At 72.0% G+C, this 21,349-nt stretch carries 21 protein-coding genes and 1 pseudogene; 9 read left to right on the top strand and 13 right to left on the bottom strand.

Translation table 11 applies throughout. The features are described 5' to 3' along the window. Window positions 1-7 precede the first annotated feature (7 nt). The 5 genes from ACFC1F_RS07050 to ACFC1F_RS07030 all read right to left on the bottom strand — a co-directional run bounded on the left by ACFC1F_RS07050 (window position 8) and on the right by ACFC1F_RS07030 (window position 6,094). Window positions 8-556 (bottom strand): nucleoside 2-deoxyribosyltransferase domain-containing protein, encoded by a 549-nt coding sequence (locus ACFC1F_RS07050; RefSeq protein WP_376156221.1) that lies wholly within the window; start codon window positions 554-556, stop codon window positions 8-10. A 13-nt stretch (window positions 557-569) separates the two neighbouring features. Continuing rightward, a complete protein-coding gene (locus tag ACFC1F_RS07045) occupies window positions 570-1,982 on the bottom strand; it encodes a hypothetical protein (protein ID WP_376156219.1) in 1,413 nt (470 codons plus the stop codon). Window positions 1,983-2,440: 458 nt separating this feature from the next. Further along, a complete protein-coding gene (locus tag ACFC1F_RS07040) occupies window positions 2,441-3,760 on the bottom strand; it encodes an LLM class flavin-dependent oxidoreductase (RefSeq protein WP_376156217.1) in 1,320 nt (439 codons plus the stop codon). A gap of 78 nt (window positions 3,761-3,838) precedes the next feature. Beyond that, window positions 3,839-4,849 (bottom strand): LLM class flavin-dependent oxidoreductase, encoded by a 1,011-nt coding sequence (locus ACFC1F_RS07035; protein WP_376156267.1) that lies wholly within the window; start codon window positions 4,847-4,849, stop codon window positions 3,839-3,841. 171 nt (window positions 4,850-5,020) lie between these two features. Continuing rightward, window positions 5,021-6,094, bottom strand: coding sequence for a phosphotransferase enzyme family protein (locus ACFC1F_RS07030; RefSeq protein ID WP_376156215.1), 1,074 nt, complete (start codon window positions 6,092-6,094; stop codon window positions 5,021-5,023). A 250-nt stretch (window positions 6,095-6,344) separates the two neighbouring features. On the opposite strand from ACFC1F_RS07030, the gene ACFC1F_RS07025 reads away from it, so the two are divergent. Beyond that, window positions 6,345-7,265, top strand: a complete 921-nt coding sequence (locus tag ACFC1F_RS07025) for a JmjC domain-containing protein (RefSeq protein WP_376156213.1) — start codon at window positions 6,345-6,347, stop codon at window positions 7,263-7,265. An 85-nt stretch (window positions 7,266-7,350) separates the two neighbouring features. Here the strand turns inward: ACFC1F_RS07025 and ACFC1F_RS07020 are convergent, their stop codons facing one another. The 4 genes and pseudogenes from ACFC1F_RS07020 to ACFC1F_RS07005 form a co-directional block, all read right to left on the bottom strand. Further along, window positions 7,351-7,704 (bottom strand): hypothetical protein, encoded by a 354-nt coding sequence (locus ACFC1F_RS07020; RefSeq protein WP_209410349.1) that lies wholly within the window; start codon window positions 7,702-7,704, stop codon window positions 7,351-7,353. 56 nt (window positions 7,705-7,760) lie between these two features. Then, window positions 7,761-9,233: a SagB family peptide dehydrogenase gene (locus tag ACFC1F_RS07015; RefSeq protein ID WP_376156212.1), complete on the bottom strand. Its 1,473-nt coding sequence runs from the start codon at window positions 9,231-9,233 to the stop codon at window positions 7,761-7,763. A gap of 229 nt (window positions 9,234-9,462) precedes the next feature. Next, a complete protein-coding gene (locus ACFC1F_RS07010) occupies window positions 9,463-10,260 on the bottom strand; it encodes a MerR family transcriptional regulator (protein ID WP_376156211.1) in 798 nt (265 codons plus the stop codon). Between the two features lie 395 nt (window positions 10,261-10,655). After that, window positions 10,656-11,072 (bottom strand): annotated as a pseudogene (locus ACFC1F_RS07005) (arsenate reductase ArsC); the annotation flags it as partial. 236 nt (window positions 11,073-11,308) lie between these two features. Between ACFC1F_RS07005 and ACFC1F_RS07000 the strand changes: the two are divergent. From ACFC1F_RS07000 to ACFC1F_RS06990, 3 genes are all read left to right on the top strand, one after another. Beyond that, complete coding sequence (locus tag ACFC1F_RS07000; protein WP_209410352.1) at window positions 11,309-11,620, top strand: helix-turn-helix transcriptional regulator; 312 nt, start codon at window positions 11,309-11,311, stop codon at window positions 11,618-11,620. Between the two features lie 61 nt (window positions 11,621-11,681). Further along, window positions 11,682-12,431 (top strand): aquaporin, encoded by a 750-nt coding sequence (locus ACFC1F_RS06995; RefSeq protein WP_376156265.1) that lies wholly within the window; start codon window positions 11,682-11,684, stop codon window positions 12,429-12,431. Continuing rightward, window positions 12,428-12,658: an NAD(P)-binding protein gene (locus ACFC1F_RS06990; protein WP_376156208.1), complete on the top strand. Its 231-nt coding sequence runs from the start codon at window positions 12,428-12,430 to the stop codon at window positions 12,656-12,658. Before ACFC1F_RS06995 ends, ACFC1F_RS06990 begins: the two co-directional genes overlap by 4 nt. Here ACFC1F_RS06990 and ACFC1F_RS06985 read toward each other — a convergent pair. The 3 genes from ACFC1F_RS06985 to ACFC1F_RS06975 form a co-directional block, all read right to left on the bottom strand. Then, complete coding sequence (locus ACFC1F_RS06985; RefSeq protein WP_376156263.1) at window positions 12,623-13,096, bottom strand: GNAT family N-acetyltransferase; 474 nt, start codon at window positions 13,094-13,096, stop codon at window positions 12,623-12,625. The genes ACFC1F_RS06990 and ACFC1F_RS06985 overlap by 36 nt on opposite strands. Window positions 13,097-13,112: 16 nt before the next feature. Beyond that, on the bottom strand, window positions 13,113-13,487 hold the full coding sequence (locus tag ACFC1F_RS06980; protein WP_376156206.1) for an ArsR/SmtB family transcription factor: 375 nt from the start codon (window positions 13,485-13,487) through the stop codon (window positions 13,113-13,115). A gap of 62 nt (window positions 13,488-13,549) precedes the next feature. After that, the gene (locus ACFC1F_RS06975; protein WP_376156204.1) at window positions 13,550-13,912 is read right to left on the bottom strand and encodes a metalloregulator ArsR/SmtB family transcription factor; all 363 of its coding nucleotides are present in this window, start codon (window positions 13,910-13,912) and stop codon (window positions 13,550-13,552) included. 72 nt (window positions 13,913-13,984) lie between these two features. On the opposite strand from ACFC1F_RS06975, the gene ACFC1F_RS06970 reads away from it, so the two are divergent. The 4 genes from ACFC1F_RS06970 to bfr all read left to right on the top strand — a co-directional run bounded on the left by ACFC1F_RS06970 (window position 13,985) and on the right by bfr (window position 17,266). Further along, window positions 13,985-14,260: a hypothetical protein gene (locus ACFC1F_RS06970; protein ID WP_376156202.1), complete on the top strand. Its 276-nt coding sequence runs from the start codon at window positions 13,985-13,987 to the stop codon at window positions 14,258-14,260. Between the two features lie 133 nt (window positions 14,261-14,393). Beyond that, window positions 14,394-15,776 (top strand): NAD(P)-binding domain-containing protein, encoded by a 1,383-nt coding sequence (locus tag ACFC1F_RS06965; RefSeq protein ID WP_376156200.1) that lies wholly within the window; start codon window positions 14,394-14,396, stop codon window positions 15,774-15,776. Window positions 15,777-16,005: 229 nt separating this feature from the next. Then, window positions 16,006-16,638: a DUF3105 domain-containing protein gene (locus ACFC1F_RS06960; RefSeq protein WP_376156199.1), complete on the top strand. Its 633-nt coding sequence runs from the start codon at window positions 16,006-16,008 to the stop codon at window positions 16,636-16,638. Window positions 16,639-16,786: 148 nt separating this feature from the next. Continuing rightward, window positions 16,787-17,266: a bacterioferritin gene (gene bfr, locus ACFC1F_RS06955; RefSeq protein ID WP_376156197.1), complete on the top strand. Its 480-nt coding sequence runs from the start codon at window positions 16,787-16,789 to the stop codon at window positions 17,264-17,266. Between the two features lie 44 nt (window positions 17,267-17,310). Here bfr and ACFC1F_RS06950 read toward each other — a convergent pair whose 3' ends face one another. Next, window positions 17,311-18,144, bottom strand: coding sequence for a ZIP family metal transporter (locus tag ACFC1F_RS06950; RefSeq protein WP_376156195.1), 834 nt, complete (start codon window positions 18,142-18,144; stop codon window positions 17,311-17,313). Between the two features lie 494 nt (window positions 18,145-18,638). Between ACFC1F_RS06950 and ACFC1F_RS06945 the strand changes: the two genes are divergently transcribed. Then, window positions 18,639-21,206, top strand: coding sequence for an Ig-like domain repeat protein (locus ACFC1F_RS06945; RefSeq protein ID WP_376156194.1), 2,568 nt, complete (start codon window positions 18,639-18,641; stop codon window positions 21,204-21,206). Window positions 21,207-21,349: the final 143 nt, after the last annotated feature.

Here is a 21,349-nt window from a genome sequence, read left to right as displayed (position 1 = left end):
TCGCCTGTCAGACGGCCTGGAGGGTGCCGGCCGCCGAGAACGCCTCGCCCAGCGCCTTCTCCGTACGGCGCAGCGCCCGGACCACGTCCCCCACGGTGGAGTTCAGGTCGCAGCGCACCGGGAGGCCCGGACGGATGAGCCCCAACTGGGCTCCCACGTCGTCGCGGCGCACGTAGCCGGGCTCGGTGCCCACGGCGATCGGCTTGTAGGTCGCGGCGGCGACACCGAGTTCGTAGAGCGCGATCGGTTGCTCGGGCGCCTTGTGGTTGCCCCGGGGGAACCAGAAGAGGACCACGTCGGAGGCCCGGAGGGCGTCGTGCTCCCAGCGCACCAGCTCGTGGCTGAACGCGCGGGCGGAGACGACCCGGCTGGGGCTGAACACCGTGACGGGGCGATCGGCCCCCGCCCGGTGCCACTGGTCGGCGAGCGCCTCGATCGCCCACTGCCGCCAGTCGGGGCAGTTGCGCATGCCGCCGGCCAGGAACACCGTCAGCGCGTCGCGTGCGGAGGGGACTTCCTCCAGCGATCCCACGACCCGGAGAGTCGATCCGTTCACGGCACAATCTCCTCTACGGGACGGAAGGGCCCTGTGCCACCGGCCCGGCGTACGCCGGGCTCCGGACGCCGGACCTCAGGTAGCCGGTGCCCTCCACGGCGCCGGGGGCGACGTCGAGCCGCTGGACGACGGGGTTGCGCTTGCCCCGGCCGCTGAGGACGAACGTGCCCGTCGCGGCCAGCCGGAGGCGGAAGCCCTGGCCCTCGCGGAAGTACGAGGCGAGGTCACGGTTGATGTGCTCGACGCACCTGCGGGCGTCCTCGGTCGCGTCCGGCACGATGAGCTGCAGGATGCCGGGGCGCTCCTGGAGGACCTGGAAGTCCGCCAGTCCCGCGTTGGACAGTGCGGCCAGCAGTGCGTAGGGCGAGTAGACGAGGCCGTCGGCACCCACCAGCGTCGCCTTCGACCGGCCGACCAGCGAGCCGACCGCGGTTCCGGGAAGTCCGCACCCGCAGGCCGTGGCCGGTGAGCACAGATCGCCCGTGACGTAGCGGATCACCGGCATCGCCCGGGTGAGGAGCCCCGTCAGGACGATGCTCCTCAGCGTCTCGTCGCCGTCGTAGGGCAGGAGTTCCGGGGTGACGAAGTCGTCCTGGAAGTGCAGGTTCCCCTGCCGGCACTCCCAGGCGGCGGACCCGGTCTCGGAGGTCGCGTAGACCATCGTGACCGGGCACCGGAAGGCGTCCTCGACCATCCGGCGGCCCTCCTCGACCAGGTGCTCGTACGAGGCCACCACGGCCTTGGGCCGCAGGCGGATTCCCCGGTCCAGGCAGTACCGCGCCAGGCCGACGAGCCGGCTCGACGTACCGATGATCCGGTCGACGGGGAAGGCCCCGACGACCGACGCGTAGGTCTCCACGATGGAGGGGGAGGACGGATCGAAGCCGCGCAGGTTGCACCGCACGTACGGGCGGGGCAGGAAGCCGGCCTCGACGAGCGGGGTTCCCTCGTAGTGGAGCCCCAGGTTCAGTTCGGTTCCGGTGTCGGGCAGGTCGAGGTGGCGGCAGAGCCGCTCCGCGATCACCAGGCTGGACAGGCCGCCGGTCTCCGCGGTCGTCAACAGCCGCACCGGCTCGCCCGTGCTGCCGCTGGTCTCGTGGATGAAGTAGTGGCCCGGTTCCATCCGACCGGTCTCGTCCCTGCTGATCAGGTCGATGAACCGGTCGCGCAGATCCGCCTTCCGGGTCAGCGGGAAATCCGTGAGCACCGGTTTCGCGTGGTCCTGCAACGAGCGGTAACGGGGCACCCGGTCCCGGGCGTGCGCCAGGATTCCGGAGAGGCGGTCGGCAGCCGTCGCACTGTCGAACTCGACGAGCTTCTCGATTTCCGCCCGCTTCTCCGCGTAACGGGCCGACCGGAGGAAGCGGTTCAGCTTCTCGCCGATTTCCGCCACCGCGATTTTCGGGTCGGAAGAATGATTCTGCATCACGGGCACCCCTTTTCTGGCCGGTCACCGAGGACATCGCCTGCCTGCCGCAGGCCGCGTTCCGGGCCGGAGCGGGCCCGGAACGCGGTGCGGGATGACACTCCGCCACATACCGTGACGGGCACGGGCTCGTTCCGGTGCGCTGCCGGTCAGCCGGCGCTGGAAGCAGGAGTGTCAGATCAGGTAGCGGTGCGACTCGCCGCCGGCGATCCCCTCCAGGTCCTCGTCCCGGAACTCGTCGTTCTCGTTCACGTCGGCCGACACGTTCTGCTTCTCGTTCTCACCCATGGAAATTCCTCCTGATCGTCGTTGGACACCGAGAAGGGAATCGGCCGTATCGCTCGGTTCCGCCCGGTGGTAACGCAGACGGTATTTCCGGGCGCCGGCGGCCGGCAAGCCTTCCCGGGAATTGCCACCAAGGCGCGCAGGGCAGCGTTCCACGGTGACAGCGATCCGTGTCATCGACCCCGGTTCGCCGGCTGCCGGTGGTGTTCCGGCAGACCGAGATGGCCCCGGAGCGTGCCGGACCCGTACTCCGCGGGGAGGACTCCACGGGACTGGAGCTCGGGCACCACGTGCTCCACGAAGTCGTCCAGCCCGCCGGGTGCCCGGTCGGGGACGATGATGTAGCCGTCGCAGCCGCCGCCCTCGACGCCGTCGATCATCTCGGTCGCGATGTCGGACGGGGTGCCCGCCAACGCCTTCGTGTGCGTCACCAACGCGACGAGTTGCCGGATCGACAGCCTCCTGGACTCCGCGACCTGCCGGAGGAACGCCACGCGGTCGGCTCGCCGTTGCGCGTCCATGCCGGTCGGTCGTCCGGTGACGAACGCCGCGCCGTCCGGGTCCGGGGCGATGTCGGGCAACGGGCCGTCGGGGTCGTAGGCGGAGAGGTCACGCCCCCAGAGCCCCTCCAGGTAGTAGATCGCCATCTCCGGCGTCACGATGTCCAGGCGTCTCGTGCGCGCCAGTTCCTCGGCGTCCGCCCGTGACTGCCCGACCGCGTAGGTGATCGCGGGCATGATCTTCAGCTGCTCCGGGCCGCGGCCGTGTCGCGCCAGCCTGCCCTTGACGTCGGCGTAGAACTCACGGCCGGCGCGGCCCCTCTTCCTGCTGTAGACGACTTCGGCGTGGGCGGCGGCGAACTCCCTTCCCTGTTCCGAGTCCCCCGCCTGCACCAGGACCGGCTCGACGCCGTCGTACGCGGTGGCCGCGAGTCCGCCGGCGTGGAAGTGAGGCCCCTCGTGGGCCAGCGGGACGCCGCCGCCGGCCTCGTCGGCGGCCCAGATCGAGCGGCACAGCCGGATGAACTCGGCGGCGCGCTCGTAGCGTTGGGCGTGCGGGAGGAAGCCGCCGCGGCGGAAGTTCTGCCCGACCCAGGCGTCCGGCGTCGTCACGGTGTTCCAGCCCAACCTCCCACCCGAGAGGTGGTTGACGGTGGCGAGCTGACGAGCCATGTCATAGGGCTCGTTGAACGTGGTGTTGACGGTGGCGACCAGTCCCAGTCTCTCCGTGACGGCCGAGACGGAGGAGAGGATCGTCAGCAGATCGTGCCGGCCTGCGACCCCGATCTCGGTCACCTCGCCGTTCCGCTCGGGCAGGCGGAGATCGTCGGCGAGCAGCAGGTAGTCGAACCGGCCGCGCTCGGCGGTCCGGGCCAGCCCGGCGATCGCGTCGAAGTCGATCTGGCTGCCCGGCCGGCAGCCCTTCCACACCGTCGTGGTGGGATTGACCGGGAAGAGAACGCCCAGGTGGAGTCGGCGCCGTCCAAGGTTCACTGCGGGATTCCTAGCGTGTTGGCGCGTCCGGCGAATCCGGCCGCACCGTGGTCGAGGGCGGAACGCGCGGCCTGCGGGCTACGGGACCATGCTGTTGGGCGCCTTGTGCGGCAGCCCCAGGCGCTCACGGAAACTGCGGCAGTCCTCGCCCCAGGGGAGGACGAGGCGGCGTGCGCGCAGTTCGGGGACGGCCTCGTCCACGAAGCGGGCCAGCTCCGTGGTCACCTCGGCGAACACGAGACGGAACCCGTCCACCAGGCCCGTCCGCGCGTGCGCCTGGAGGAAGCCCGCGAAGTCGCGGACGCCCCCGGTCTCGACCGCGCCGCCCACCCGCCACTCCCACTGACCGGCCGGCAGCCCGCGGCAGTTCACGAAGAGGTCCGCGATCGTCCTGGTTCCTCCCCTGAGCCCCGGACGGGCGCCGACGACCTGCTCAAGGCCGCCGAAGACCATGTCCGCACGGGCGGCGAGCGGCAGATCGTCGTCCGAGGTGATCCGCACCGCCATCACCGGGTGCCCCTGAGGCGGCCGCGGGACGATCCCGGGACCCTTCACCCGGAAGTACGTGCCGTGATGGTCCACGGCGTGGATCCTGGACCGGTCGAGGAACCGCCCGGTGGCGGCGTCGCGGATCTCCGCACCGTCCTCCCAGCTGTCCCAGAGCAGCGAGACCACCTCGACGAACTCGGCCGCCTCCTCGTACAAGGCGGGGAGGTCGCGGGGAGAGCGGTCCCCGAAGAGCCCTGCTTCCTCGGCGCTCGTCGACACCCGCACGCACCAGCCCGCGCGGCCGGCGCTGACATGATCCAGCGTTGCCAGGGCCTTCGACACGTGGAAGGGCTCGACATGGGTCACGGTCGCCGTCGCGACGAGCCCGATCGACGTGGTCTGCGGTGCGACGTGGGCCAGCGCGGCCACCGGGTTCAGCCTGCTCTGGGCGAGCCGCTGCCGGGCGGGCGAGGAGTCCGCCCCGGACGTGAGGGCTTCGTCCAACGTCACGAAGACCAACGATCCCTGCTCGGCCAGTTTCGCGGCGCGTGCGCAGTCGGACGCGGCGGGCCGTGAGGATTCCGGTGCGCCGATCTCCACACCCAGGAACACGGGGCGACTCCAATTTCACGTATTTCCGCCGACAGGCGGGGCGGTGCTCGTACGACCCAGTACAGGACGCGGCGTGGAAAATCCGGACCGTCCGTCTTTTTGCGCCACCCTAGTGCGACCGCCCGAGCGGCCACAAGAAATCGGGCCGGCCGCACGGATTCATGAAGGAATTCCCCCGGGGATTGCATCGATCGATGCCAACGCCGTCTCCCCGGCCAGTACGGTCGCCACCTGGTCCGGGTGTCCGGACCACCAGGAGAGCATCAGGCCGTCCGTGACGAACAGGTGGTCCCGGGTGCGGTCCTGGCGTCCGTAGTGCCGCTCCAGGTGGCGCAGGTCGCACGCACGCTCCCACCAGAGGAGCTCCGCCGCCTCGGCCAACTGCCGCTCGGACAGCGGTGACACGGCGCGGTATCCGGCGACGAAGGCCGCCGCCTGCGCGGTGGCGAGCCCCCTGCGATCGCGGGAGGGGAAGAACAGCATCAGCGACCGCACCACCTCCTGGGCGTAGGCCCGGACGGCGAGTGCGTCGAAGTCCAGCACAGCGGCGATCCGGCCGCCGTGCCACAGCACGTTGGCCATGTGGAAGTCCCCGTGCGTCCAGCCCGATGCGCCCTCCGGCGCGGTGGACGGCCGAGGCGGGCGGGCCGCCTCCAGCAGGGCCCGGCGGCAGGGCAGGTGCGCGCGGACGAACCGGTCGAAGGCATCGCGGTCGGGCTTGCGGGCGATCCGGACGAGGAACGCGTCGATGGCGCGCAAGGCCGTGTCCCGGTCCGGCGGCGCAGGAGGCTCAGGGACACCCGGAGGCAGCAGTCGCGCCAACTCGTGGTGGAGGAGGGCCAGTTGCCGGCCGAGGGCGCGGGCCTGCCCGAGGTGCATCAGCCAGCCGGGCAGATGCCGCCCCTCCACCCAGGGGTAGAGCGCGAACAGGTCGCCCGCCACCTCGACCAGGGTGCGTCCTTCCGGCGTCACCAAGGGAGCGGCCACCGCCAGGCCGCGCTCCTGCAGGGCCCGGACCGTCCGGTGCTGGCCTCGCAGCCGTTCCGGTTCCGCGCCCAGGAACTGCTTGACGAACAGGCGCCGGTTCCAGCCGGTCTCGACCTGCCAGCACCGGTTCGTCAGTCCCACCGTGACGGGACGCACCGCGCGGACGCCGCTCAGGCCGAGCCGGCGCAGCGCCGCGTCCGGCAGCGGCACGTCCGGCAGGGGCAGGTCCGGAAGCGGCACGGGCATCGCCTGCTCCAGTACTCGTCGGGTCGGTGCCGGAAATGATTCCGGGGCGGTCATTCTCCGGGGCCCGCCGGGCGGAGGTCCAGAAAGGCGGTGGGATCGGAAAACGCCCGCGGCACGATTCGGTGGAACGGTCCGCATTCACCCGTGCCCGTACCCGAGCAAGTGTCGGAGAATTCTTGCGCCGCCCGTTCTGCGGGCCTTAGATTCGGCGCCCGTGAGCTCGCTCCCGCTACGGAAGGCCACTCCCCGCATGGAAACTCTCCGGTCCCTGGTGGGCGACCCCGCACCGTTCCTGGCGACGGCATGGGGTCGCCAGGCCTGCCTGCTGCGCCCGCCCGCCCCGCTCGCCCCGCCGGTCACGCTGGCGGACGTCGACGCCGTGCTGGCCTCGGGCCTGCTGCGCATCCCCTACCTCGAACTCGTCGCCCAGGGCAAGGCACTGGAGCAGGGCGACTACACCAGCGCCCACCACCTCATCGACCGCAGCTTCCGCGGCTACGCCGACACCGCGAAGGTGATGGGCCATCTCGACTCCGGCGCCACCCTGCTGATGCGCAACATCGAGCACTGGCACTCCGGGGCGGCCGCACTCGTCGGCCGCCTCGGGGCCGAGCTGAGCCGGGGCGTCGAGGCCTTCCTCTTCGTGACCCCGCCCGGCAGGAAGGGGTTCGACTCCCACCGGGACGACGCGGACGTCTTCGTGCTCCAGCTGCACGGCAGCAAGCGGTGGCAGGTCCACGCGGTCCCCGAGGACGGGCGCTGGCAGAGCGGGCCCGAGCCGGAGCCGGGGCCCGTACAGCTGGAGACCACGGTGCACGCGGGCGAGGTGCTCTACGTCCCGCGCGGCGCACCGCACTCGGCCGTGGGTCACACCGACGGCCTGTCCTTCCACCTGTCACTGACCGTCCGCCAACCCGGCACCGCCGACCTGCGCACGGCCCTCACCCGCCGGTTCGACGAAGGGCTCGAACTGCCTCCCCTCCCCGTGGACCCGGTGGAGCTGCGCCGGACCGCGGCGGCGCTGCTCGACCACTACCGGGAGCGGCTGGCCGGGCTCACCCCGGAAGCGCTGTGCGCCGCCGCGGCGACGGTCTCGGCCTCGAAGGCCGGTGCCGCCTCGACCGGGCCGCACCGCACCCTGGCGAACCTGGCGGCGGCGCTGGACGGCTGAGGCCGTGGTGGTGAGCCCCGGGGGGCGGGTCCGCAACGGCCCGGCCCCCGGGGCTCACCGTCCCGAACTCCGGTGGCCCGGCGTGTCAGTAGGGCATCTCCGGGAAGCCCTGAACGCCTACGCCGGCCACCAGCGAGTCCAGCTCCTCCTCCGAGAGGTCGCGCGCCTCGAACCGGTCGGGGCGGGGCACGAACAGCGTGAGCCGGCCGCTCACGGCCGCCTCCTCCCACGACCGGATCTGCGCGTCCAGCACCTCCGGCGCCGAGGGCCGGTCACGGTCGACGACCACGGTGGTTCCCGCCGGCACCCGAATGCCGTGCTCGGCGAGCAGGACGCGCGGGTCCTGGGCCAGGAGCCGTTCCTGGCCCGGATCGGACCACACGGCGGCCACCGCCGCGCTGTAGCCGGAGGCGAAGGCGGTGCGTTCGGTGGGGTGCATGGCTCGGTCCTCTGCTCTCTGGTGCAAGGGGGGATGCGTGCTCGGCCCGGTCGGGACTACTCGTCTGCGGAAGTGCGTTCCGGCGCCCGGCCTTCGGGCGGGCAGGAGCCGAGGGCGAACTCGGCGATGGCCGGCTCGGCCAGGGTGTCCATGCCGGCCAGGGCGGAGAAGGAGGCGGCATCCCCCGCGCCGAGGGCGCAGGGGGCCAGGCCCATGTCAGTGGCGACCAGGTACATCCAGGCGGTCAGGATCCCGGCGTCCTTGAGCGCCAGCGTGTACGGGATCCCCTCGTACTTCCGCATCAGCGGTCCGACCCGGGCGGTGATCACGAACAGGACCTGCGGCGGGCCCGGCATGGTGGCCGTCCCGCGGGCGAACGACAGCATCCGCTCGGTCTCCGTCCCGGGCGGGGCGACCAGCACGAGACGGTGGTGCACCGAGTCGTAGTGGTAGAGGCCGCCGGGGAGGCCCTCGCACTGCGAGATCAGGGGGTAGACCTCCAGTTCGCCGAGGCCGCCCGCGCTCGGGTAGGGCCGGACACCGGTCACCACGCCCTCGCGGTCACGGAGTTCGAGGCGCTGCACCCGGTGGAGGAACTCGCCGAGCTGGGCCAGGGTCACCGGCCGGCTGTCGTCGTGCCGACGCACACTGCGGCGCCTCGCCATCACCGTCGACAACGATCCGGACGCCTGGGCGGCGCACGGGGGTGTGGGCAGGGCGACCGAGGGGCGGCCGTCGACGGTGTCCGTCCGCCCGGGGTCCGCCTCCAGGAGGCCGCGGAAGCGGTCGGTCGCGCCGATCGGGGCCGCGTGGCGCTCCGGGCGGGAGCGGTCGTGCAGCCAGAGTTCCTCCGCCGACCAGAGGGCCATCGGCTCCGCACGGGTCTCGGTCTCGGCTTCCTCGGAGGGCAACAGGAGGCGGGCGGAGAGCAACTCGTCCAGCAGGAACCCCGCGGCCGACTCGTCGACCTCCAGCTCCTCGGCCACTTCGCCGAGCCCGATCTCCTGCGCACAGGCGCGGGCCAGGACGGCGGCCAGCCGGAACCGGGGGCAGCTGATCCCGACGGTGCTGAGCGGCGAGTACGCCACCATCCGGCCGTGCTCGGCACGCAGCACCGCGAACCTGGACATCCGGTAGACCGCTCCGGGCCGGTGGCGGCGCTGCGGCGGAACACTCTGGGCGCCGATGCGGCGGGGCACGACGTCCAGCACGGCACGGGCCCCGATGGACACCCGGCGTTCCAGCCAGGAGTGCAGCAGCAGTCGGCGCACCAGCAACTGGGTCGGCAGGAGTCGCGATTCGCCTTCCAATCCCGCGACGAGCTGGGCGATCTGAAGGTCGCTCAGCCAGGTCTCCGCCATCCGTAGCAGCACGGCACGGCGTCCCGCCTCCAGTCCGGGCAGTCGCAGCCGGTAGCGGGACTGTTCGAGGGCAAGCGAGCCGCCCGGTTCCTCGGTCAGCCGGGCATCGACGCGGAGTCGGTAGCTCGCGGTCTTCACCGCGCCCGGCAGGGGGATTGTGCGATTCACTGGCCTTCATGCTTCCGGTACTGGGACGGCCGTGCGGCACGTCGGCAGGGCTGTGCAGATCCGGGACCAGCCGCCGCCGCACGGTAACTCCGCCGGAGCTGAAGAACAGTGACCGATTGTCGGCGACGCGGCCGCCCATAGAGAGGAACAGGATCGAGCCCGGAAACGGCTCACGATTGCACGGAACCGTGCCACCGGCCGGGAGTTGCCGGCACGACCCGGGCCGCGTCTACCCGTTCTCGACCACCAGGTGCTCCTCGACCCAGCTGTCGCCGCCGCCGGCCTCCGTGAGTAACTCGGTGACGAGCTCACGGCCCCGGTCCTCCGCGGCGGCCCTGAAGGTGCTGACCAACAACTCGACCAACCCCTCGGTGAGTCGCGCGGTCCGCGGTCCACCGAACCGGGCGGCAGCCGGTCCCGTTGCGGGCGCAGGCGCTCCGGCGACGGCCGCCGCGCCCGATGGAGCGACCGGCTCCTCGGCGGCGCCGGCGAGGAGTTCCGTGCTCGACGAAGCGACCAACTCATCGGCGGCGCCCGCGATCCGGTCCAGCGACCGGGCCAGGCACCGCAGGGCGGTCTCCGGCGGGACGCCCGTCCGGACGAGGTCCATCGTCGCCCGGTGCACCGCCGGCCGCGCAACCGTCATGGTGCCGTCGGCCTCCCAGCCGAGCATGCCGTGCCGGTTCAGGGAGTAGAACACCGCGGGTTGGTCGCGCACTGCCCGGCTGACCGCGGTGGCGAGCCGGGCCTCCTCGTCGTCCCGGTCCCCGACGCCGAGGAAGGCCGCGATGGACACGAGATTGAAGCCCTGGCGCTGGAGGTGCACGATGTGCCGCAGGCGACGGACGTGGGTCTCGTTGTAGTAACCGATCCGCCCCCGGCGGGCCGGCGGCGGGAGCAGCTTGCGGGACTGGTGGGCACGGATGTTGCGCGGTGACATCCCCACCAGTCTGGAGACCTCCTCGACTGTGTAGGACGCGTCCGAACGATCGGAATGGGGCAGGTCCTGCGGCGGAGTGGGCTCCAAATTACTGCTCCTCGGTAGTGCCGGGGGCGCGGTGGGGCTGCGTCGGAAGCCGCGAAGATCACGCCCCGGTAGTCTGTTTCACGGACCGCACCGCCCCCGGGTTCACCCGCCCCGCACCCGGCGCACCAGCGGCGGGGTCGCCCACTTCCTCCCGATCACCGAACCACCGCGCCCGGGCCCCGCATGGGAGCACCCCCGGCCTCCAGCGCGGGGCGTGACGACCCCTCAGCGCTCGTCGACCTCGTCCTGAACCCCGATGGCGACCTCGCGCCCGTCGCCGTCGCCGGTGGTCGACGCGTTCGCGCTCATGAAGACGGCCGGTTCTCCTCGCCCTGCTCGGTGGCGCTCTGCACGGTCTGGGCGTCGGTCTCGGTCTTGGCGTCGGTTTCGGTCTTGGCGTCGGTCTTGGCGTCGATCTCGGCGATCAGGCCCTCGATGAGGCCCCTGATCTCGTCGCGGATCGGGCGGACGGCCTCGACGCCCTGGCCGGCCGGGTCGTCCAGCTTCCAGTCCAGGTACTTCTTGCCGGAGAAGTACGGGCAGGCGTCGCCGCAGCCCATGGTGATCACGTAGTCGGACGCCTGGACGGCCTCGGTGGTCAGCACCTTCGGCCTCCGGTCCGAGATGTCGATGCCCAGCTCGGCCATCGCGGCCACGGCCGAGGGGTTGATCCGCTCGCCCGGGACGGAACCGGCGGAACGGACCTCGACGCGGTCACCGGCGAGGTGGCGCAGGAAGCCGGCGGCCATCTGCGAGCGGCCGGCGTTGTGGATGCAGACGAACAGCACGGAGGCGATCGGCGCAGTGGTCATGGTGAGGTGTCCTTCGGTTGTCCGGGACCCGCTGTGGGACGGGTGGGGCTGCTTCGGCCGGGCGGCGGGTTCGCCGAGGAGGGCCTCGGCACGGGAGCCGGTCCGGTCGGGGACGGCGCGTACCCCCAGCCTCCGGCCGGGGGAGGACCGTGCGGTGAAGACGCGCGGGTGTCCCCGGTGGCGGCCGGGAGAACGGGGCTCGCTTCGGGGCTCTGGCACGGGTAACGTATCAGCCCATGGTGACATCAGTCGACAGTGACGTATTGAGGGCTCTGGCCGACCCGCTCCGGATGCAGATCATCGCGCTCCTCGCCGAGGAGGCGCTGTGCACGACACATCTGGTCGAGGAGACCGGCGCCAAGCAGACCAACCTGTCGAACCACCTGAAGATCCTGCGCGAGGCGGGGCTGGTCGACACCGAGCCCTGCGGGCGCTTCACGTACTACTCGCTCCGCGTCGACGCCCTGGAGGCCGTCGCCGGGGAGTTCGCCGGGCTGGCCGCCACCGCCCGCGAAGCCGCCGCGAACAACCGCAAGCGGTCCTGCTGACCACCCGGCCCGATCCCGGCGGCCCCGCTCCGCCCTGCACGAGGAGTACCTGTTGAGCGCCATGAACGAGGCGAGACCTGAGATCACCGAGGCCGAGCCGCTGGCGGCGGAGCCTCCCGCCGTTCCGCTGCCGAACCGGGTGGCGGCCGAGCTGGTCGGTACCGCCGCCCTGGTCGCGGTCGTGGTCGGCTCCGGCATCCAGGCCACCGAGCTCACGAACGACGTCGGCCTGCAGCTTCTGGCCAACTCCCTCGCCACCGTGTTCGGCCTGGGCATCCTGATCCTGCTGCTCGGCCCGGTCTCGGGCGCGCACTTCAACCCCGTCGTCACGCTCGCCGAGTGGTGGACGGGCCGCAAGGACGCGAAGGGCCTGGGAGTCCGTGAGGTCGCCGCGTACGTCCCGGCGCAGATCGTGGGTGCGATCGGCGGCGCGGTGCTGGCGAATGCGATGTTCGGTGAGGCGCTGGTGAAGTGGTCGACGCACGACCGCTCGGCCGGGCACCTGCTGCTCGGCGAGGTCGTCGCGACCGCCGGCCTGGTGCTGCTGATCTTCGGCCTGGCGAAGACCGACCACCTGCGCTTCGCCCCCGTGGCGGTCGCCGCCTACATCGGCTCCGCGTACTGGTTCACGTCCTCGACCTCGTTCGCCAACCCCGCTGTCTCCATCGGCCGCGCGTTCACCGACACCTTCGCCGGCATCGCCCCGGGTTCGCTGCCCGGGTTCATCGGGATGCAGCTGATCGGCGGGGTCGTCGGCCTGGCCCTCGTCGTGCTGATCTTCACCCACCGCGGCAGGGTCACCGCCAGGTGAGCGGCGTCCGGCGCGTCCAGGTCCTCGTCGTCGGGGCCGGTCGGGCGGGCCCCGCCGCCGGGTACCACCTGCGGCGCGCCGGACTCGACTTCGCGATCCTCGACGCATCGAACGCGCCGGGCGGGGCCCGGCAGCACTACGGGGAGAGCCTTCGGCGGGGCTCCTGCTCGCGGCCCGACGCCGACGTTCGCTCAGTCGACCACCGGGCTGCGACGCTCGATCAGTAGCACGTCGCGCCAGACACCGCGGTGGCGGCCGATGCGCTCGCGGGTGCCGATGACCCGGAAGCCCGCCTTGGCGTGGACGGCGAGGCTGGCTGCGTTCTCCGGGAAGACACCGGACTGGATCGTCCAGATCCCGGCCGTCTCGGTCGAGACGATCAGCGCTCCGAGCAACCGACCCGCCACGCCCCGGCCCCGGGCGTCGGGGTGGACGTAGACCGAGTGCTCGACGACCCCGGCGTACGCGCAGCGGTCCGACACCCAGCCGACGGCCACCCACCCGAGCACACGGCCGTCGAGGCCGAGGGCAACGTACCGGTGGTCGGGCAGCTTGGCGGTGTCGAACGCCGCCCAGGTCGGCGGGGAGGTCTCGAAGGTGGCGTTGCCCTCGTCGATTCCCGCCCGGTGGATCGCGAGGACCTGCGCGGCGTGCTCGGGCGCCATCGGGGCGATCACGATGTCATCGGCCACGGTACTTCTCCTCGCTGCTCTCGTCCTCGCCGCTCTCGTCCTCGCCGCTCTCGCCCAGGATCGCCTGCACGGCGGCCGGGAAGACCGTCAGGCAGGCCCGGTTGACCTCGTACCGGGTGGATGTGCCCCGCCGCTCGGGCAGGACGAAGCGCACCTCGGCGAGGATCTTCAGGTGGTGCGAGACCGTCGACTGGCCGACGCTCGCCCGCTCGACGATCTCGCCGACGCTCATCGGCCGGGCTTCGACGGCCAGCAGGTTCAGCAGTCGGACGCGGGTCGGGTCGGACAGGGCCTTGAACCACGCCGCGTACCGTTCGGCGGCTTCCGCATCGACAACAGGGCCGGTGGAAGGCGTCTCATTCATCGACTATCGACGATAGTCGATGAAGTGCTCGTCCCCAAGGCCCGCGCGGGCCGGCGCCTGCCTCAGCGAGCCGCCGACAGCAGGCCGGCCATGGCGGCCAGGACCTCGGGGGCGACCCGGTAGTACACCCAGGTACCGCGCCGCTCGCTGGTCAGCAGCCCGGCCTCGCGCAACTTCTTGAGGTGGTGGGAGACGGTGGGCTGGGAGACGCCGACGTCCTGGATGTCGCACACGCACGCCTCGCCGCCCTCGTGCGAGGCGACCCGGGAGAACAGCCGCAGTCGCACCGGGTCGGCGAGGGCCTTGAACATCGCCGCCATCTTCACCGAGTCCGCCTCGGAGAGCGCCGCGGAGGTGACCGGCGGGCAGCACGGCACGACCTCCGGCTCGATGACCGGCAGCTCCACCAATTCCAGATTCGACATGCGTCTATGTTGACATCCGTCGATGCGAGCGGCAAGCTCGCAGTACATCGACAAACGTCGAACCAGCGAGCCGTGGACGGTCTTCCCGGTCTGCTGACGAAGCGCGTCCTCGCCGAGGAGATCGCCATGAGTGACATCGCCATGAGTGACAACGCCACCCCTGCCCCGGACTTCGTCGCCCCGTCCGCCGGCTGTTGCGGCCCGGTCACAGCCGAACGCCCGGCCGTGGAGGTGTCCTCCGCCGTAGCCCCCTGTTGCGGGACGGTCGAGAGCGCCTCCGCCACCGAGACGTGCTGCGACCCGGCCGCCGGGCGCGAGGCCGTCGCCGCCGGTGCCGGCTGCTGCTGACCCGTCCTCGATCCCGCCCCCGCCTTCCCCCCGCCTTCCCCCCGCCCTCCCCCCGCCCTCCCCCGCCTTCCCCCGGCCTTCCCCCGGCCTTCGGCCGGGGGTGCCCCGTCATCACCTTTCCGGAGACCCTGAGATGAGCGAGAACACCTCCGCCGGCCGGCTGCCCGTCGTCGTGGTCGGCGCCGGCCCGATCGGACTGGCCGCCGCCGCCCACCTGATCGAGCAGGACATCGAGCCCCTGGTCCTGGAGGCCGGCCCCACTGCGGGCACCGCTGTGCGCGAGTGGGCGCACGTCCGGCTGTTCTCGCCCTGGGCCGAGGTGGTCGACCCGGCCGCCGAGAAGCTGCTCGCCCCGACCGGCTGGGTCCGACCCGACGGCGCGACGTACCCCTTTGGCGGCGACTGGGCCGAGCGCTACCTGCAGCCCCTCGCCGACGTCCTGGGCGAGCGCGTCCGGTACGGGGCCCGGGTCACCGGCGTGGCGCGCGCCGGCCGGGACCGCATCGTCGACTCCGGACGTGACGAGCAGCCCTTCACCGTCCACGTCGAGCACGTCGACGGCCGCGAGGAGCGCATCCTCGCCCGCGCCGTCGTCGACGCCTCCGGCACCTGGTCCACCCCCAACCCGCTCGGCGCCGACGGCCTGCCCGCACTCGGCGAGCGCGCGGCCAACGGCCGCATCTCCTACCGCATCCCCGACCTGAAGGACCCGGCCGTCCGCGCCCGGTACGCCGGCAGGCGCACCGCCGTGGTCGGCGCCGGTGCCTCCGCGTTCACCGCCCTCGCCCACCTCGCCGACCTGGCGAAGGACGAGCCCGGCACCCACGCGGTGTGGGTGCTGCGGCGCGGCATCACCGGCTCCACCTACGGCGGCGGCGAGGCCGACCAGCTGCCCGCCCGCGGCGCGCTCGGCCTGCGCGCCAGGACCGCCGTCGAGGACGGCCATGCCAGCGCGCTGACCGGCTTCCGCACCGCCGCCGTCGAGACCGAGGGCGAGCAGCTGGTCCTGGTGGGCGAGGACGGACGCCGCAGCGAGCCGGTCGACCGGGTCGTCGTCCTCACCGGCCTGCGTCCCGACCTGTCGTTCCTCTCCGAGGTCCGCCTCGGCCTCGACGAGCGCCTCCAGGCCCCGACCGCACTCGCTCCGCTGATCGACCCCAACCAGCACTCCTGCGGCACCGTCTACCCCCACGGCGCGCACGAACTCGCCCATCCCGAGCAGGACGTCTTCCTCGTCGGCATGAAGTCCTACGGCCGCGCCCCGACCTTCCTCGCCATGACCGGCTACGAGCAGGTCCGTTCCGTCGCCGCCGCGCTCGCCGGCGACCACGAGGCCGCCGCCCGCGTCGAGCTCACCCTTCCCGAGACCGGCGTCTGCGGCGGATCCGGTCTCTTCGACCAGCCCGACGACGCCCGCGACGGCGGAGGCTGCTGCCCGGCCCCCGCCGCCCCTCAGCTCATCACCCTCGGGGCGGCACCCGAGTCGTCCTGCTCCACCACCACCGGCGGCTGCTGACCCGGGTCGTGACGACTCTTCGAGCCCGCGGGGCCGCGACCGGATCGGGGGACCGCGGATCGGGGGACCGGTCGCGGCCACGCGTCGCTCCGCCCGCCCTCTGCGTCACTCGGATCGCCGGCCGGGGCATCCTCGCCCACGCCTTCCCCGTTTGGGCCCCGGCGGGGTTTCGCGGCGATACTGGAGATGAACGCCGGGCACCCGCACGGCGGGGAGAAGGACATCAGCCATGGCTGCCGCTCCCGGAGAATCGCCGGACACCCGACGCGCCAGGATCGAAGCCCTCCGCCGGGAGGAGCGACGACACGAGCGCCGCCGCAAGATCATCTATGCCTCGGCGGCGGGCGTCATCCTCGCCGGAGTCGTCGCCGGTGGCATCTGGGCCGTGACCTCGGCGTCGGACAACGCCCCCAAGGCCGCGGTCACCATCGCCGGCGTCCAGACCTTCGGCACACTGGGACGGACCCACGTCCAGACCCCGGTGAGCTACCCGCAGACACCCCCCGTCGGCGGCGACCACAACCCGCTCTGGCTCAACTGCAACGGCAACGTGTACACCAAGCCCGTACCGAACGAGAACGCCGTGCACTCCCTGGAGCACGGTGCGGTCTGGATCACCTACAACAACAAGGCCGGTCCGGCCGACGTCGCCGCTCTCGCCGCCAAGGTGGAGGGCAAGCCGTACTCGTTCATGAGCCCCTACCCGACCGAAGCGGGGACGATCACGCTCACCGCCTGGAGTACCCAGCTGGTGGTGGACAGCGCGAGCGACCCCCGCGTGGACGCCTTCCTGACCCAGTACGTCCAAGGCCCGCAGACGCCGGAGCCCGGGGCGCCGTGTACCGGGGGACTCACTCCGTAGCCCAGTCGCCTGCCGACGAGGCGTGCTCCGCCACTCACTCGCCGCGATGGTTCGGTGTGCGCCGCGCGGCGCTTGCACCGGCACGGGGCGGGCCGTTTCCTGGAATCAGGGCGGGCCGTTGCCGAGAGCAGGAGGAGGAGAGGCCGCGATGCAGGGTGACCAGGAGGTTCTCGAGTTCCTCAATGAGCAGTTGACAGCTGAACTGACCGCGATCAACCAGTACTTCCTGCACGCCAAGATGCAGGAGAGCTACGGCTGGGTGGCGCTCGCCAGGCACACCCGGCACGAGTCCTTCGAGGAGATGAATCACGCCGAGAAACTGACCGACCGGATCCTCCTCCTGGACGGGCTGCCGAACTACCAGCGGCTCTTCCACGTCCGGATCGGCCAGAGCGTCAAGGAGATGTTCGAGGCGGACCGCCAGGTGGAGGTCGAGGCGATCGACCGGCTGCGGCGCGGCATCGTGGCGATGCGCACCAAGAACGACGTCACCTCGGCGAACCTCTTCGAGGCCATCCTGGCCGACGAGGAGGAGCACATCGACTACCTGGACACCCAGCTCGCACTGCTGGAGAAACTCGGGGAGCCGCTGTACGTGGCGCAGCTGATCGAGCAGCCGGAGGGCTGATCGCGGCACTGGTGGGGGGTGCGGGCCTCACACGTCGGCGGGCCTCACACACCGGCGGCGATGACGACGGCGTCGGTGGCGAAGCCGACCAGCAGGCCGAGCAGGATCATCCAGGTGACCAGCTCCTTCATGCCGGCGCGCCGGGCCACGGCGAGGAGTTCGATGACCACGTAGAGGATGGACCCCGCGGCGAGTCCGAGGAAGGCGATGCCGAGGGTTTCGTTGACCACCTGCCGGCCGATGAGGGTGCCGACGAAGGTGGGGCCGCCGCCGATGAGGCCGAGCAGTGCGAGGAAGCCCCAGGAAGGGCGTTCACCCTCGGCGGCGAGCGGGGCCACGATGCCGAAGCCCTCGGTCGCGTTGTGCAGCCCGAAGCCGATGACCAGCAGGAGGGCGAGGGAGATTTCGCCCTTGGCGGCGGAGTTGCCGATGGCCAGCCCCTCCGCGGCGTTGTGCAGTCCGATGCCGGTGGCGATCATCAGGGCGAGGTTCGCGGCGCGGGAGCGGGCCCGCGGGGACAGCTCCTCGGTCACGGCCGACGCGCCCGGCCCCTTGGAGAGCGGGGCGGGCGGTGCTCGGCGGCGGGCGATCCACCGGTCGTAGTGGACGAGGCCGAGAAGTCCGACGGCGAGACCGGCGGCGAGCACCAGGCCGTCCTTGGCGGCGGTGAGCCAGTGACGGTCGCCGAGTGCGGCGTCGGTCGGCTCCCAGGCGGCGGTGAGGACGTCCCAGAGCAGGAAGATCAGGATGCCGATCGCGACCGCGTTGAGGCCGGCCCGCAAGCGTGGGGCGGGGTTGCGCAGGCGCCCGATCGGTAGGCCGAGGTAGATGGTGAAGCCTGCGATGGCGCCGAGTAGGGCGATCTGCGGACCGGACATGGCTGGCTCCGAGGAAGCGCGGCGGCAGGGCGGGTTCAGGCTGCTGATAAGGCTTACCTAACAAGCCTTCCCCGATCCGACCTCGACCGCATCCCAAGGTGACCGAGGCCGAGCGCAGGACCTTCTCCGACGCGGTGAACGCGCTGGGCGAACCGCTGTCGAAGCCGGGTGCGGGGCGCGGGGTGCCGGGCGCGGGGCGGGGGTGCGGGGCGCGGGGTGCCGGGTGCGGGGTACGGGGTGCGGGGTGTGGGCCGAACGGTGCGAGTTTCGCGCGCGAACGGAGGCTCGGCGGGTGAGCCCCGTGACCGTCCCGGCCGTTGCGGTCACAGACTGTGCTCGCCCTGACGGCCGCACGAGAGGACAGACCTGTGAAACCCGCATCCCGGCGGAGACCGATCCCGCTCAGACGGCCGCTCGGCGCGGCCCTCGCCCTCTCACTGGCGATCGGTCCGCTGTTGTCGTCCGCGTACGCGTGGGCGGAGGAAGGCCCGGCCGTGTCCGCGAGCCGCGGCGGGAGCGACCAGCCGCGCGACCGCACGACCCGGCCGGGGCCCTCCACCCCCAGGGTGGTGCGGCCGCAGGTCAGAGCCCCCGGCGTGTACGTCATCGACGCGGACGCCGCCGCGAGCAGCTCGACCACGTTCGGCGAACCGTCCATCGCGATCAACCCGGCCAACCCCCACCAGATCGCCATCACCCGGTTCGCGTCCGCCGGCTCCGCCTGGAACAACAACGCCGACCTGCTCTACTCCAGCGACGGCGGGATCACCTGGACCGACGAGGCGACCATCCCGGTGCCCCCGGGGGTCGCGAACACCTCCGGGGGCCCGTGCGACCAGACCATCGACTACGGCCGCAACGGCACGCTCTACGGCACCTTCCTCACCTGCCCGCCGGGCACCGTCCAGGTGGTCTCCGGTTCGACCACCGACCCCACCCAGGCGTCGTCGTGGCGCTGGAACAACCCCACCCCCACCACCACCCAGCTCACCAGCAACACCCGCACCAACACCGACCAGCCCTGGCTGATCGTCAACCGTGACCCGACCACGGCGAGCCAGGACGACGTCTACGTCGGCTTCCAGGACTTCAACGCCACCGCGACCCAGCCGCACGACCGGGTGGCCGTCTCCCGCGGCGCCAGCCCCGTCGACTTCCCCGCCGCCAACGACCAGCCGGCGGGCATCGGAGCCCTGCAGGACGGCATCAACGGCGGCCTCCGCCTGGCCGCCGACCCGCGCAACGGCACCATGTACGCCCTCTACCAGGAGGGCGGCAGCAACACGGTCAGCCAGCCCCAGCCCGTCACCATCCGGCTCAACCGGTCGACCGACGGCGGGGCGAACTGGACGCTGGGCGGCAACACCAGCGGCATCACCGTCGCCGCGGTCAGCAGTGACCAGGGCAACCAGGGCTTCAAGTTCGGCGGGGTCAACGCCCTGATCGGCGGGGTCCACCACGCCGCCGTCGACCCGGGCAACGGCGACGTCTTCGTGGCCTACGGCGTGGACGTCTCGGGCACCAACCAGATCAGGATGAGGCGGCTCACCGACAACGGCGCGGGCAGTCTCAACGTCGGTGCCGAGGTGAACGTCTCCACCTCGACCAACGCGGCGCTGCCGTCGGTGGCCGTGCTCGGCGACGGGACGGTCGGCGTCCTCTACCTGACCTCCGACGGGAACAACACCAGCGGCTTCCCCACCTTCTCCGCGCACCTCTCCCGGAGCACCGACCACGGGGCCACCTTCACCGACACCGTCCTGCAGACGTACACCACGCAGGTCGGCACCGCCGGCGCCCCCCGCGAGCGGCTGTTCGGCGACTTCCAGCAGCTCAAGGCGGTCGGCAACACCTTCTTCGGCGCGTTCATCGGCAACCTCAACGGCGTGAACCAGACCACCGCGCAGCCGACGGACACGATCTTCTTCAGCGTGCCGCAGGCCACCACGTCGACGCTGGCCTCGTCCGTCGACCCGTCCGTCTACGGGCAGCCGGTCGCGTTCACCGCCACCGTCGTCCCGCCCCCGGACGGCGGCACGGTCACGTTCAAGGTCGACGGCACCCAGCTCGGCAGCCCGGTGGCGGTCAACACCACGACCGGGGCGGCGACCTCGGCCGGCACCGCCGCCCTGAGCGTCGGCACCCACAACGTCGACGCCGCCTACAACGGTGACCCCAACTACCAGGGCGACACCGCGATGACCCTGGTCCAGACGGTCAACCAGGCCTCCGTCACCACGACACTCGCCTCCTCGGCCAATCCGGCGGCGTTCGGGCAGCCGGTGACCTTCACCGACACCGTCTGCGCGGCGCCCCCGAGCACCGACCCGACCCTGCCGCCCTCCGGCACGGTCACCTTCCGGGACGGCACCACGCTGCTCGGCACCGGCACCCTCGCCCCCGGTGGCGGGGCACACTGCGCACAGGCCACGCTCACCTGGTCCAACCTGCTGCCCGGCAGCCACACGATCACCGCCTCCTACGGCGGTGACGGGAACTACCTGGCCGGCCCGTTGGAGAGCCTCACCCAGACCGTGGCCTGCACCCGGACCGTCACCGGCACCACCGGCTCGGTGCTCGCCACGACCGGCAGCACCTGTGTGCTGAACGCGACGGTCAACGGAACGGTGCTCGTCCAGCCCGGCGCGGCCCTGTTCGTCTCCAACTCCACGGTGGCGAACGGGATCAGCTCGCGCGGGGCGACCCAGTTCGGGGTCTGCGGCAGCCGGATCACCGGCGCGGTCAACGTCGCCGAGACCACCGGCTTCACCCTGATCGGGGACCCGGATGACGACGGATGCGCACCGAACCGGATCAGCGGCGGCATGTCGCTCGGCAACAACCGGGGCGGCGTCGAGCTGGTCTCGAACCAGATCGGCGGAACGGTCTCGGTGAGCGGGAACACCGGCCACGGCCCGTTCCCGGAGGACAACGGCACCGAGCTGGAGGGCAACACCATCGGTGGCACCCTCACCTGCAGCGGCAACAACCCGGCGCCCGTCAACGACGGCCACCCGAACACGGTGAGCCACGGCAGGCTGGGGCAGTGCGCCAACCTGTGATCGCGATCTGAGGAAGGGGCGTGGGAGGGGCCCCGGGCCCTCCGGGCCCCCTGCCCGCCTGCCCGCCCGCCAAGGGCTGGCCCCCCCAGGTGGTGTGGGGGGGGGTTTTAAACCCCCAAATAGCGCAGCCCCCATACCCCGGG

Origin of the sequence: Kitasatospora sp. NPDC056181 (assembly GCF_042266225.1) — a bacterium.
In the GTDB taxonomy this organism is placed as follows: domain Bacteria; phylum Actinomycetota; class Actinomycetes; order Streptomycetales; family Streptomycetaceae; genus Kitasatospora.
The sequence above is the reverse complement of the archived record's forward strand: the minus strand, read 5'-3'. Positions and strand labels throughout refer to the sequence as shown.